This window comes from Pseudonocardia ammonioxydans (assembly GCF_900115005.1).
Taxonomy (GTDB): Bacteria; Actinomycetota; Actinomycetes; order Mycobacteriales; family Pseudonocardiaceae; genus Pseudonocardia; species Pseudonocardia ammonioxydans.
Genome location: NZ_FOUY01000081.1, coordinates 1 through 12,218, shown reverse-complemented (window position 1 = coordinate 12,218; position 12,218 = coordinate 1). Strand labels below are relative to the sequence as shown.

The 12,218-nt window shown below is 69.5% G+C and carries 15 protein-coding genes; all 15 read right to left on the bottom strand.

All coding sequences use genetic code 11. The features are described from left to right. Positions 1-149: 149 nt before the first annotated feature. Complete coding sequence (locus BM093_RS32890; protein WP_093356779.1) at positions 150-668, bottom strand: hypothetical protein; 519 nt, start codon at positions 666-668, stop codon at positions 150-152. Then, complete coding sequence (locus tag BM093_RS32885) at positions 665-1,183, bottom strand: SsgA family sporulation/cell division regulator (RefSeq protein WP_093356775.1); 519 nt, start codon at positions 1,181-1,183, stop codon at positions 665-667. Before BM093_RS32885 ends, BM093_RS32890 begins: the two co-directional genes overlap by 4 nt. Then, positions 1,180-1,452, bottom strand: a complete 273-nt coding sequence (locus BM093_RS32880) for a WhiB family transcriptional regulator (RefSeq protein ID WP_425439222.1) — start codon at positions 1,450-1,452, stop codon at positions 1,180-1,182. Before BM093_RS32880 ends, BM093_RS32885 begins: the two co-directional genes overlap by 4 nt. Before the next feature lie 252 nt (positions 1,453-1,704). Further along, on the bottom strand, positions 1,705-3,921 hold the full coding sequence (locus tag BM093_RS32875; RefSeq protein WP_143105672.1) for an ATP-binding protein: 2,217 nt from the start codon (positions 3,919-3,921) through the stop codon (positions 1,705-1,707). A gap of 113 nt (positions 3,922-4,034) precedes the next feature. Next, on the bottom strand, positions 4,035-5,069 hold the full coding sequence (locus BM093_RS32870; RefSeq protein ID WP_093356766.1) for a hypothetical protein: 1,035 nt from the start codon (positions 5,067-5,069) through the stop codon (positions 4,035-4,037). A gap of 6 nt (positions 5,070-5,075) precedes the next feature. Continuing rightward, the gene (locus BM093_RS32865; protein ID WP_093356763.1) at positions 5,076-5,519 is read right to left on the bottom strand and encodes a hypothetical protein; all 444 of its coding nucleotides are present in this window, start codon (positions 5,517-5,519) and stop codon (positions 5,076-5,078) included. Next, positions 5,516-6,040, bottom strand: coding sequence for a hypothetical protein (locus BM093_RS32860; protein ID WP_093356760.1), 525 nt, complete (start codon positions 6,038-6,040; stop codon positions 5,516-5,518). Before BM093_RS32860 ends, BM093_RS32865 begins: the two co-directional genes overlap by 4 nt. Next, positions 6,037-6,345: a hypothetical protein gene (locus BM093_RS32855; protein ID WP_093356757.1), complete on the bottom strand. Its 309-nt coding sequence runs from the start codon at positions 6,343-6,345 to the stop codon at positions 6,037-6,039. Before BM093_RS32855 ends, BM093_RS32860 begins: the two co-directional genes overlap by 4 nt. Beyond that, positions 6,345-6,554, bottom strand: a complete 210-nt coding sequence (locus tag BM093_RS32850; RefSeq protein WP_093356753.1) for a hypothetical protein — start codon at positions 6,552-6,554, stop codon at positions 6,345-6,347. The genes BM093_RS32855 and BM093_RS32850 overlap by 1 nt, the downstream gene beginning before the upstream one ends. Before the next feature lie 114 nt (positions 6,555-6,668). Further along, positions 6,669-7,691, bottom strand: coding sequence for a hypothetical protein (locus BM093_RS32845; RefSeq protein ID WP_093356750.1), 1,023 nt, complete (start codon positions 7,689-7,691; stop codon positions 6,669-6,671). Further along, entirely contained in the window at positions 7,688-7,933 is a 246-nt protein-coding gene (locus BM093_RS32840) for a WhiB family transcriptional regulator (RefSeq protein ID WP_093356781.1), read from the bottom strand. The genes BM093_RS32845 and BM093_RS32840 overlap by 4 nt, the downstream gene beginning before the upstream one ends. A gap of 254 nt (positions 7,934-8,187) precedes the next feature. Continuing rightward, a complete protein-coding gene (locus tag BM093_RS32835; RefSeq protein ID WP_093356748.1) occupies positions 8,188-9,069 on the bottom strand; it encodes a helix-turn-helix domain-containing protein in 882 nt (293 codons plus the stop codon). Between the two features lie 6 nt (positions 9,070-9,075). Next, the gene (locus BM093_RS32830) at positions 9,076-9,636 is read right to left on the bottom strand and encodes a DUF6879 family protein (protein WP_093356745.1); all 561 of its coding nucleotides are present in this window, start codon (positions 9,634-9,636) and stop codon (positions 9,076-9,078) included. Next, positions 9,633-9,986 carry a hypothetical protein gene (locus BM093_RS32825; RefSeq protein ID WP_093356743.1) on the bottom strand — a complete coding sequence of 118 codons (354 nt, stop codon included), beginning with the start codon at positions 9,984-9,986 and terminating at the stop codon, positions 9,633-9,635. The genes BM093_RS32830 and BM093_RS32825 overlap by 4 nt, the downstream gene beginning before the upstream one ends. A 630-nt stretch (positions 9,987-10,616) precedes the next feature. After that, positions 10,617-10,880: a hypothetical protein gene (locus BM093_RS32820; RefSeq protein WP_093356741.1), complete on the bottom strand. Its 264-nt coding sequence runs from the start codon at positions 10,878-10,880 to the stop codon at positions 10,617-10,619. Between the last annotated feature and the right edge of the window lie 1,338 nt (positions 10,881-12,218).

The window sequence follows — 12,218 nt, the reverse complement described above, 5'->3', positions numbered from 1 at the left end:
AGGAACAAGATCGGCAGCCATGTCGAGCGACTCTGCCGCAGCCCAGCGAGTGTCTACAGCAGACACGCCGAGCTCATTCTGAAACTATCTCTAAGTGATCAGCTGGTGGTGCCGCGGCGGATCACGTCGGGCGCTGGTCGTCACGTCGTTCACAGCCGACCGCGGTTCATCAGTCGGTCGACGTCGCGGCCGAGCCCGCCGCGGAGCGCATCGGCCGCCATTCGCTCGATGGTCTTGCGGTCGCCTCCGCGTCGGATCGCGGCTCGCACGGTGCGCTGGTCGCTACGGCAGCCGTAGTGGTCGCGGCCCACCCCTTCGGCTTGGCGTCCGCCGTCGGCGATCGCACCCGCCAGGTTCGGGTCTGCGTCGCGCGGGATGTAGACCTTCGTGTTTCCCGATCCGTCCTTGGCGATCCAGGTCTCTCCGACCGGCACGCCGTAGTGCTGGGCGGTCTTGCGGTGTCCGATCTCGTGCTCGGCCGTGTAGCGCGGCCCGTGCCCTCCTTCGGTCTTGACGGTGACCGTCTTGTAGTGGACCCAGGTGCGGAGCTTGAAGGCCAGGGCCACGAGCGCGAGGCCGGTCACCAGCGTCCAGCCGCCGATCTGTGTGGCGCCCCACTGGTAGAGCAGCCAGCCAGTGCCGGCCAGGCCGAGGCCCGCGCGGATCACGTCGCGATTCCGTTGGTGGTGTCGCCGTAGGTGTCGGGCGAGGCAAGCAGCTTTCGGTGGTCTGCCTCCGTGACCGGGTCACGTTCGGCTCCCATCGCGACGACGTCTTCGGTGTCGGCGACGAACTGGATCAGGTCGTGGGTCGGGATACCGATCTCGACCGCGGCGGCCGTCGGGGGCGCGAGAGTGATCAGTGTCCAGCACCCGCCAGGCAGCGCGTAGGTGTGGATCGCGATGTCGGCGGCATCGTGCTGAAGGTCGTCAGTCGTTTCGACGGTGCTGCTGGTCAGTCCGAGGGCGAGCTGGTCTCGGCCGATCGTCCAGGTCACCGCGGGCGTCTGCGAACCCTCGAAGGTCACGGCGATCTCGAAGGCGCGGTCCTGGTGGTAGTCCAGCTGGGCCCGCAGTGGGACGGACTGAACGCCGTCGGAGAGGTGCATGCTGAGCAGGTTGGCGTCGAGCCGTGCGGTTACGTCTGCCTTGCGGGGGCTGCTGGTGGGCTGGACGCTGCTCATCGCGTAACCACCGTTCGCCCGCGCCGCAGTGGCCGTCGCTCTTGCGCGGCGAGGCCGCCCCAGATTCCGTATCGCTCGTCGGCGGCGAGCGCGTATTCGAGACACTCGGCTCGGACCTCGCAGGATGCGCAGACCTTCTTGGCCTCGCGCGCCGATCCGCCCTTCTCGGGGAAGAAGAGCTCCGGGTCGACCTCGGCGCAGGTGCCTCGGTCACGCCATTCCTCGTTTCGTGCCTCACGAGGACGGGCGATCTCCTCCAGGGTCGCGATCAGCGTCTCGTTGAGGTCGCCGGGAACGAGCAGGTTCGGCTCTCGTCGCGCCAGGAGGATGGTGATCGCGGGGTGACCGTCGTGCCGGACGTCGGTGAGTAGCTGGGACACTTGGTACTCCGATCATGCGGTCGGAGCGGCCCGGGCGGGATCTGTGGAAGGTGAGCGCCCGGGCCGTCTCATGTTCGGGCAACGTCTGCATTCGGTACGGTACTAGGTACGGATCTCTTTAGCTAGTGCTGGTTTCGGCTGTCAGCCGGTCTGGGCGGTGTCGTCGGTGGGCTCCCACTGGCCGTGGGCGATCTTGTGGGCGAGTTCGAGGTCGGCGAGCGCGGCGAGCGCCTTGGACACGGCGGGGGCCTTTAGCCCGGTGGCTGTGACGATCTCGCCGGTGCGGCGGTGGCCGGCTTGCAGGGCGTGGAACACGGCTTGCTGGCTGTTCGGAAGTGCCTCGATGTCCGGCGCTGTCGCTGGCTCTCCGGACCCGTCGGGTCGCGCTGTGTCGGTGGAGCGCGGGCGTAGGGGCACGACGTTCTCGGCTCCGAGAGCCTTGGGGATCTCCAAATCCTGCATGAATCCGGGCAGCACCGTGGGCGCCGTGGTCGTGTCCGGGGTGTCGGTGGGCTCGCCGCGCTCCTTCTGACGTCGCCAGGTCTGCAGCTTCTCGACTTGGGCGGCGTAGCGGGCGGCCGGACTCTGTTCCGCCTCGGGCTGGTGGTCGAGCACGGCCAGCGCGGTGTGCTCGTCGAGCGGGGTCTGCGGAAGTTCGCGGGACCATTCCCCCAGGTCCTTGGCCCAGGCGACGCGCCCCATCGAGAGTCGACCGGCCGCGATGGCGAAGCAGTAGCCCCCGCCTGCCGGTAGCGAGGCTGGCGCCACGGCCATGCCGCCGATCGTCGAGTTCTCGCTGCGGTTCTGGTTCCGGAAGGCCAGCAGGTTGCGCGCGGCGAGATAGCTGCGCAGCACGGTGGAGTTGCCGTAGTCACCCGCGAGCAGCGACTGCGTCCCCACGACGACCGCGACGCCGTACTTGCGGCCGATGCGGACCACGCGTTCGAGTCGAGGGATGAAGTCCTGGGCGATGAGCCCAGGGTCGGTGCTGAGGCGCTGCAGCTCGTCGATGATCCACATCAGGCCGGGCACTGCCGGGCTGGGCAGCAGCTTGCGCAGCGGGCCCTGCTGGTCGGGGTCGCTGATCGGTACCGGGGTGCCGTCGGGGCCCTCGGTCAGGGTGGACTTGAGCAGGCTGCGGATATTCAGCGCAGCTTCGATCGCCTCGAGCTGGGCCAACACGCCTTGCGGGCCGGCCTCGGCCCAGTCGCTGATGTCGTTGAGTACGGGGCTGGAACCGCCGTCGGGGTCTCCGTCGCCGAAGAACAGGTGCCACGCAGCGCTGTGCTTGAGGCCGAGCCCGATCGCCTCGAGGCATGCCGACTTGCCGGACCCGGGTTCGCCGGTGACCAGGCCGTTGCGGACACCGATGTCCTCTGCGGCGTAGAAGGCCATCTCCCCCTCGCCATCGGCGAACGGACCGAGTGGGATGACGCCGGCGTCGTAGCGCGGGCCCTGGTACGGGATGCCCCCGGACAGCAGGTCGCGGACGGTGACGGTCAGGTAGGCCCAGCCTTCGTTGTCGTCGTGGGGTTCGAGCATCACGTTCTTCGCCGAGACGTGCAGTGCTCCGGCGATTCGGCCGCGGCGCCCGAGGATCTCGTCGAACGACAGGTCCCCGGCCGGGGTGCGAACGGTCCAGCGCACAGCCCGGGCCAGCTCGACGCGGTCGGTGAGCATCGATCCGGGTAGTGACTTGCCCCGGGGGCTGACGTTCTCGGCCCATCGCTGGGCGAGGGTGTCGCCGTAGTCGCTGTCTGCGGTCTCGTCGGCCGCAGGCAGCTGTGGGGTGCTGGCGTCGACGTCGGGGATGGCGTGCTCCTTCATCCAGGCGGCCCAGGTCGCGGCGGCGCCGCCGGCGAGCAGGGCGGTCATGGTCCAGTTGGCGGGACCGATGGCGGAGGCAGTGGTGATCCAGGCCGTGGCCCCGGCGGCCCCGGCCCAGGACTGGCGGCGCCAGAAGGCCGGGATGCGGCTGTGTAGGAGGGCACGGGCACCGGCGAGTAGACCGGCGGAGGCCAGGCCGATGCCGGTCGTTGCGGCCAGCTCGCCCGCTGGTCCGGTGGCGAGTCCCACGAGCTCGGTCAGTCCCCAACCGAGGTAGCCCGCTCCGGCGGTGGTCGCGGTGGCCAGGTACGGAGTGCGGCGGGCTGCGCTTTCGGTACGGATGTGGTCGTGGTGGGCGCTGAGTGCGGCCTGACGTGGGGTCTCCTTGCGCAGCGCGGTGGCAGGGCGGGGAGCTACCTGTGTGGACGCTGCAGCAGGGGTTGTGTTCTCCTCGGCCAGCCGCTGAAGAGCGCGCACGAGGGTCTCAGGAGAGAGGTTCTCTCCGGTCGCGTCGCTCTGTTGCCGGGCCATCGCGCAGGTCCCTTCTGGCCGTTCTGCGTGCTTGTGGGAGTGCCACCGCTCCGCCGCGACGCGGGTGCCCAGCGACCGGCGCGGTGCCGGTTCTGGGGGCGGGGCTGTCGGGGTTAGGAGCGGGTGCCCATGTAGGTGCCGTTGACGGTCCCGGCGAGGGTGTCGTCGTTGAGCACCTGGTCCTGGGTGTTGAGGTGGCGGGCGAAGTGGCTACTCGCCTCGCCTGCCGAGGTGGCGAACAGGCTGGCGTTCTCGCGCATCTGCTCGAGCAGCCGGATGGGCTCACCGCTTACTCCGGCCTGGCTCAGCGACGCGATCGACTGCTCGATCTCGTTGAGCAGGCGCTGGCCGACGTTCTGCATCTGGGTGCAGAAGTGGTGTGCGCTGCCGGGGTCGAGGGTTTCGCCGCTGGTCAGGTTCGGGTTGGCGCCGGTCATCGGGGTGTCCTTTCGGATGGGGTGGACCGTGGCTGTCGGCTGGTGGTCCGCCGCGGGGTTCGGATCCGTGTCTGATGTGGGAGGTGTTGATTCGTGGTCAGGCTTCTGTGGGGGGTCCTCGGGAGGTGTCTGGTCCTCTTCCTCCTCTTCGACCGGCGCGTTCGGCGTGGCCGGTCCGTCGGCGGGCGAGTCCGGTGTGGGTTCGGTGCGCTCGGGCTGGTCGGTGGTCGGCTCGACGTCGATGATCACGGGCTCGCTCGGTTCGCTCCGGCGGCCGGGTTCCTGGGTCCGCGGGCGCGGGCGCCACTGGTTGTCGCGGGGATGGCCGAAGCGGTCGCGCAGCTTGCGGGCGAGGCGCTGGCGGAGCAGGTCTCCGTCGGCGTGGCGCTGGTGGCGCTGGTGGCGGCGCTCGGTGGCGTAGCCCCATGCGTCGTTCCACCACTCCCCCATTGCCTTGCGGGCCGGTCCGGCCTCGCGGGGGCCGCGGGGATGGGCGATGCGGTCAGCAACCCGCTGGGCGATGGCATCGCCGACGGTGGGGCCCGTGCGGCGGTTCTCGCGGGCCATCCGGCGTTCGTGTGCACGTTCGGCGCGGCGCTGGCGGTCGCGCAGGCGTGGAGGTTCGGTGCCGCGTGCGGTGGCGATGAGTTCGGTGCCGGCGTAGCGGGTCAGTCCCCACGTGATGAGCGAGATCAGCAGGATGGTCTCCATCGCCGATCACCCCACGAACCACTGCTGGGCAACGGCTCCGGCGTTGCCCATTCCCGTGGCGATCAGGTTGTAAAGCCCGGCCAGGAACGGGACGCCGCTGGCGAGGCCGATCGTCGGCGCCACGAGGGCAAGCCACGGGTGGGCTCGGTTCGGCTTCGCGGTCTTGGGAAGCATTCCCTTGACCACGACTTCGACGGTGAGCAGGACGGCGAGTCCGGCGAGGATGATCGCGCCACCGAAGCCGAGCAGCCGGGTCGCCAGGGAGGTCGCGTTGGAGGCCACGTCGAAGGCGCGATTGATGAGGACACCGACCAGGCCACCTATCCCGATGCCGGCGAGCCAGAAGAGCAGGATCTGCACCTTGGCCATGTTCTTGTGGTAATAGAGCCAGAGGCCGAACATCAGGGCGAGCGCGGCGATGATGCCGGTGCCGGCGTAGGCAGCGTTCATGGTGTGTCTCCTCGGTTGAACCAGCTCAGGGGCGGCCAGTACGGCCAGGTCAGGAAGTCCGGGATGAGCAGGCCGACGGCCGGGATCTGATGGATGGCGGTCGCGAGGGTCATCAGCAGCGGCAGCACGGTCCAGAGGCGCCCCGGGGTGCGGCCGGCCCAGACCAGCAGTGCGCCGACGGTGATGACAGGGGCCTGCAGGATCCAGAAGTGCGCGACAGCGAGGTGACGCAGTGCGCCGTCCTGGCTGGTGGTCCAGGCGCCGCGTTTGGCGAGGCTGAGGCTGTCCCACAGGCTCGCCGGACGCTCGTCGACGAAGCGCAGCTCGCGCATGGCGCTCACCGCAGTGTGCAGGACCACCGCGCGGCGACTGGGCCGCTCGGCCCAACCGGCACGCTCCTGCCGGGGGGCGCTTGGGGTGTCGGTGGTCTGTGTGGTCTCTGCGACCTCGGTCCCCTCCGGCTCAAGGGTGGTGGCGTCGGCCTCGGAAGGCGCGGGGGCGACGGTGACGGTGTTGCTCATGCGGCGTCCTTCCTCCTCGGGCGGGTGGGTTCTTGGGCCTGCATGCGCAGCAGCTGGTCGCCGGCCTCGATCAGCCGGTTGGTGACGGCGGTGATGAGCTCGGCGGCGCGCTCAGGACGGGGGTGGCGTCGGCTCGCAGCGCCCCGGAAGTAGTCGAACGCGCACTGGAGACGCTCGGAGTCGGTGGTGGCGATGGCGTAGCGAGTGGCGAGTGCGGCTCGGCGCCGGTCGGGTCGGGAGCGGCGCGTCGTCGGCGCCAGCTCGGCCCCATCGGCGGCCGCGGCGCTGCGGCGGCGGCCGGCCATCACAGGCACCTCAGCTCGTAGATCGGAAGGCCGGTCTCAGCGAGGGCGATCTCGGCGAGATAGGAGTGGCTGTCGAGCCCGACTCGCGCGGCGTAGTCCAGCACCTGGGCCCACACCTGGTGGGGATCCTCGGTGGCGGCTTCGACCGGCTCAGTGGACTCGTGGCGCTCGGTACCGGTGACCAGCGTGATGGTGATCAGATCGGACATGGTGTGCGCTCCTGTGTGCTCGGGAGGGCCCTCCCCTCGGCGCCGGAAGGGCGACGCCGAGGGGAGGATCAGCAGCGGTGGCTCCGCGGGGACGTTGGCCGCATCCCGGAGGGGCTACCGCGGGTCGATGGACCGCTGGACCAGCTCGTAGGCGTCGCCGGCCAGCTGCGAGCGGACCTTGCCGACACCGAACTTCTTGCGGATGGCCTCCCGCGACGGGGACCCCGCGGCCGAGAGCGGAATCTCGTCGGCGGCGATGGCACGCCTCGTGCGCTCGTAGAGCACGACGGTGTCGGAGGTCTGGTCGCTGAGCCGGGAGGGCTGCAGCTCCTCGTAGAGCTCGGCAAAGATGGGTCGGAACACCGAGTGCAGCAGGTGCTGGACCACGACGGCGGCCACGACCAGCAGGGACGGCAGGACGTGGGCGAAGGTGGAGCCGAGGTCGAACCCGTAGCGCAGGCCCCAGGGGACGACGACGAGGAACAGGGAGGCCAGGGCCAGCCCGGCGTCGAGGATGTAGAGCCCGCGCGGAATCTCGCGGTTGTTCTGGACCGCGGTGAATCCGATGATCAGGCTGACGACCAGCAGGAGCGATGCCATCGGTTCGAGGACGTAGCCCCACCAGGGCCCGTCCACGCCGACGACTCCGTCGTGGGTGGTAGCGGACATGAACACGACACCGAAAGCGATCAGTGTCGGCGGAATGGCGGACAACCCGAGGTAGCGCCGGTAGGTCGCGGCCAGCCGTCGGTTCGGGTCGAGCAGACGGTCCTTGCTGGCTCGGGCCCGCTCGACCCAGCGGGATTCCTGCCGGTCGCGGCGGGTACCGGCGACCTCGGCGAGTGCGGTGCGGCGGCGTTCCTTCCGGCGGGCGCGCCGGATCTGCTCGGTGACACGGCGTTCGAGCTGACGTTCGCGCCGGGAGAGTGCCTCCTGCAGCGCGGGGTCGTCCTGCAGCTCCACCAGGCCCCGGGCTTCCTCGACCTCGCGAGCCAGAGCCTCGACCTGGTCAGCCGAGGTCGGCTCGACGAGGTCGAGGGGCGACTCGGGCGTGGTCACCGGTTCGACCGGGTCGAGGCTGGTCGACCAGGTAACCGGCTCGTGGGCGCGGTGCCCGTTCGTGGTCGGGGCGCTCATCGGGTCGGCTCCCGACGCTGACCGGCACGACGGAGGATCGCTCGGCGCTCGTCCTCGCTGAGGCCGCCGAAGACGCCGTGGCGGTAGAGGTCGGGCCGCTCCAGGGCAGCGGTGCGGCAGGACTTGAGGATCGGGCAGCTCCAGCAGATCGCCTTGGCCTCGGCGGTCTGCAATAGGGCAGGCCCGCTGGTCCCGACGGGGAAGAACAACTCGATGTCGACGTCGGGGGCGGTGCAAGCCATCTGCGGCTCACGGTCCGCGACCAGCCCGACGGACGTGGGTACGGTCTTCATGGGCGCCTTACTTCCTCATGCAGGGGATCGTTGGTTGTCCGCTCTGAGGCCTCGGTGGTGGCAGCCACCGGGGCCTCTCTGCATCCCAGGTTAGTCGGCGACTAGTCGGGAGTCTAGTCCTGATTTTCGATCCGCCCACACAAGCGCACGCGAAGTGCCCACGACCAGCGCAAACGCACCACGAGTAGCGCGACTAGATGTGACTAACCGTCGTTGGTGGCAGCCTGGCGGTGTCGCAGGTCCTCACGAATGTGATCGAGCAGCGCCAGCAGGGCGGGGCCGTGTTCGGCGAGTTCCTGCTGCTCGTGCAGGAACTGCTCGTAGAGCGCGACGTCGGCCGGCTCGGTGACCTCCTGCTCGGCAGTCAGGGTCTCGATCTCGACGGTCGCTGGGGCGTCGGCATAGCGGAGCAGGACGAAGGAGTGCAGGGGTCGCGCTTCGCAGCGTTCCTGCGTCTCGCGGGAGAGCACCCCGATCCGGACGTTCGGTTGCCCCGCCAGCAGGGCGATCCGGTCGAGCTGGGCGAAGGTCACCGAGAGCGGGCCTGGGCGCCACCGCAGTGCCGTTTCGGTGATGACCAGGTCGAACTGCTTGCTCTCGTCGAACAGGACGGTCTGGCGGTTAAGGCGGGCCAGGACTGCGGCAGGGATCTCGTCTGCGGGCAGCAGGCTGTGCACCTCGAGTAGCCGGCGGGCGTAGTCGGGGGTCTGCAGCAGACCGGGGACCACCTCCGACTGGTAGACCCCGATTCCGCTGGTTTCGGCGTCGCGATGGCCACGGGCCTGCTGCTGGGTGGCCCCGTCGGGACGGTCGGAGTTGCGCCATGGCCGGACTCGGGTGCCGGTCTCTCGGGCCAGGCTGAGCACCTCGGTGCGTTCGTCGTCGTCGGCGCGGACCGCGTCGAGCCACCGTTCGATGTCGGCGATGACCAGCGCAGACTGGCCGTTCTCCATCTTGGAGGTCTTGCTCTGCGACCAGCCGAAGGGCTGCCCGAGCGCAGCCGCCGACAGCCCAGCGGCCTGGCGGAGTGCTTTCAGGCGGGCCGCCAGGCGCTGGTGCTGAGGGTGAATCTCGGCGTTGGTCAAGAGTGATTAGCTCGCAGCGCGCTCAGGGGTCTCGGCGCCCGATCGCGGGGTCGGGACCAGCCGGTACTGGTCGAAGGGCACGGACAGCTCGACCGCACGCCGACGGATGGCGATGTACGGGGCGGGGTCGGTGGCCTGGGAGACGCCGAGGAAGTGGCCCTCGTCGTCGAAGTGCTGCAACACGACGATTCGCTCGTCGAACATCCAGAAGTCCTGGTGGGTCCAGTCGTCGCTGCCGGTGGGCAGCCAGAGCCGGTCCAGGATCCGGACCTCCTCGCCGGCCGGGAGGTTCTCCCGCGGGTAGCAGAGCAGCTGGAATCGGGTGTAGTCGGTGACCGGGTGTCCGAGCAGGCGCACGCGGCCGAAGTACTTGCCGCGGCCGACCTGAGCGTGGACGTTGGCCAGCCAGTCGTCGTCATCGACAGTGCGGGCGGGGAAAGTCTTGCCCGCGAGGAAAGCGTCGAAGTCGGGGTCCTCCCCCGGGATGGCGTAGACGTCGCGGCACTCGAGCCGGAACGCCGACTCCTGATAGGTCAGGTACAGCTCGTTGAGGTCCTCGGGGGTCATACGGCCTCCCTCGTCGACTCGTTCGCCGCCGCCAAGACGGCCTGGGCTGGAACTTCGTGAGCCCGCTCGCCGTCGGGGCACACAAGCGTGGTGGGCGTGCCGGAGACCTCGACCCAGTCCCCGCACGCGCGTAGCGCGCTCGAACGGGGGGCAGGTACTGCAGCGGCGGCCCGCGCGTCGTGCATCTCGAGCTCGCGCGCAGCGCGCTCGATCAGGTCGCGGGGGACCCGCACGATCCGGGAGTCCATGACGTAGCCCTGCACGATCACCGTGCCGTGCTCGGTCAGCCACGCCGTCGGACAGTTGCCGTTGCGGCACTCCCTCGTCCCGGCGAGCAGCGTCATGCTCATGAGGTTCCACCTTCCATCAAGCCGCGATCCTAGCGCTTTGCAGACTAAGCGCGACTAGTCGGGCTGGGCAATGGGCGCTGAGACCCAGCTGCGCTGTGAAGGCCTGCTCTTCGGGAGTGCCCGCATCCGCCCGGCTCCCCGGCACAGCGCGAACGCAGTTCCCTATCCGTCTCCACGACGGCCGATCGGCCGGGGCCGTCGGAGCAGGACGCCGGCCCAGGAGACCGCGAAATTTCCCGCCTCGCACGCGCACGCGTGCATCGCGTGTACAGCAACCATGACCGACATGGCCGCGACCAGGAAATTTCCGCCGCGGGCGGAGGTATCGCCAGTCCGGCTGAGCGGGCAGTGGAGCGTTTGCCTCGCAACTAGTCGTGCTCACACGCGGGCCAGCCGGGAGCTCTACCTCCCACCGGGTCGCCCCACGTGGGGTCGCGGCGCAGCGAACATGAGCCGTACGAGCTACCCACCTGGGGCGGGGAAGGACCCCGGCCATCGACGTCGCCGTAGCGTGCCTGGGGCGCCGCATTCGTGCGGGCAGCTCCGGCGTACTGAAGTCGCTGGGCCAACCCGCCCCAGAAGCGACAGGTGGCCTCGTCCGGGCGAGGTCCAGACGCCAGCCTGGTACGCCTAGTCCTCGGGCGGCCTCGCCAGCCGGGGGAACCGCGGCCGCACGTTCGCCACCATCCGCTGCTCGCGGCGCGACCACCGGTGTGTTCGCCAGGGTGCAAAGGCTCGACGATCTGGCTCGCCGGCCCGCGCCTGCGCGGCCATCCGGGCATCAGCCTCGGCCAGCTCCTGGGAAGGCGCCGCGCCGGAGCGCCAGACGTCGTCCTGGCCGAGCGCACGCCAGTGCCAGCGCTGGGCGTCTTCGGACCACTGCGTCATGTGCACGAGACCGACGATCGCACAGCCCAGGCCGCTTGGAGAGCAGTTGCTGGGGGGCTGCTCTCGCTATCCGAGAGGCGGGAAGACCTGTTCGCGGCAGCCGACTGTGGAGCAGGTTCGCCGGAATGCGGGGCGGCGCAGGCCTTCGAAATTTCCCTGGGTGGCAGGTTGCATGCCCACGCCTCACGCGACGCACGCGTACGCGCGCGAGCCGATCAACATGCCGTTCGCGCGTACCAGCGATCTAAGCCCGTACGACACCTCGGTGTTCCGCCCGCCGGCCCCTGGTGGCATCGGCCGGGATACGGCTCGATGGTCTGCAGCTCGGTAGGCTCTGAGCTTGCCTGATGAGCTGGCGGTGTATACCCGGTTTACACCCGCGGCGGCCTGCTCCAGCCCGGTAAGGCTGCGCCCGAGCCAAGTCTGCTCCTACACGACTACGGTGGCTATCCGATCCGGCCACTAGAGCACACCGCAGACGGCACGGTGCTTGACCAGAGGGGCACTTCAGCGATGCTGTCTCGGAGCATGAGCTGGCATGTCTGCGCCGCTTCCCTCACCAGGAACTGGGTTCGGGTCGCCGGTGGCACCTCCGTCCCCACCGCAGGACGGAAGGCTCTGCTCGCGAGCGCCGCGCTCGATCCCAACGCGGGCATGCCTGCCCAGGGACTGGACGGCGAGGGCACCCACTCCCCCACAACCGCACGTGCTGACCAGTCCGACCAGGGGCAATCATCACCGACGGCGCGGTTATGCACTCCGTTCCTCGGACGGATCGGGGCGGAGCCCGTGATGCGGGTGCTCAAGCCTCGATCCTGCAGAGGGAGACCGCGGTGGAAAGCCGGTCGAGCCCCACCACGGGCGCGCTGACATCCAACCAGGCCGCGGTGAACCTGCTGGTCAGCAGGGTTTCGACTGGCTGAGAACCACCTTCACCTGGGCAGTTCGGGCCACGAGACGAGTGCGCCGCTCGATTTACGAGGCATCTGCGCTGGTCACAGCCCTTTCGATCTCCTATCGCATTTCGCGGTGGGAGGCGCATCGGTGCGGAGCGCCGTGCACGGTGCTGTAAACCGGGTATACACGGGGTGCCAGCGCCCGTGTACTCCCCTGGCCCCGTCACGGGTCCGGCCCTGAGCCCGCGAGGCTCCATCCTGCCGGTTAGTAGCCATCGTCTCCGGGCTCGGCGAGACCCACCTACTCCCTCAATGAAGCCGCGCACCGTTGAAGCTGCTGGTCGCGGTGTCTTCTAGTACTGCAACGGCGGTTTCGGCGTGTCGTGAGAGGCTGACGGTCGTTCGGCGGTGATGATCGCCGTGTGGTGGATCTTGCTGGGTGGGTGGC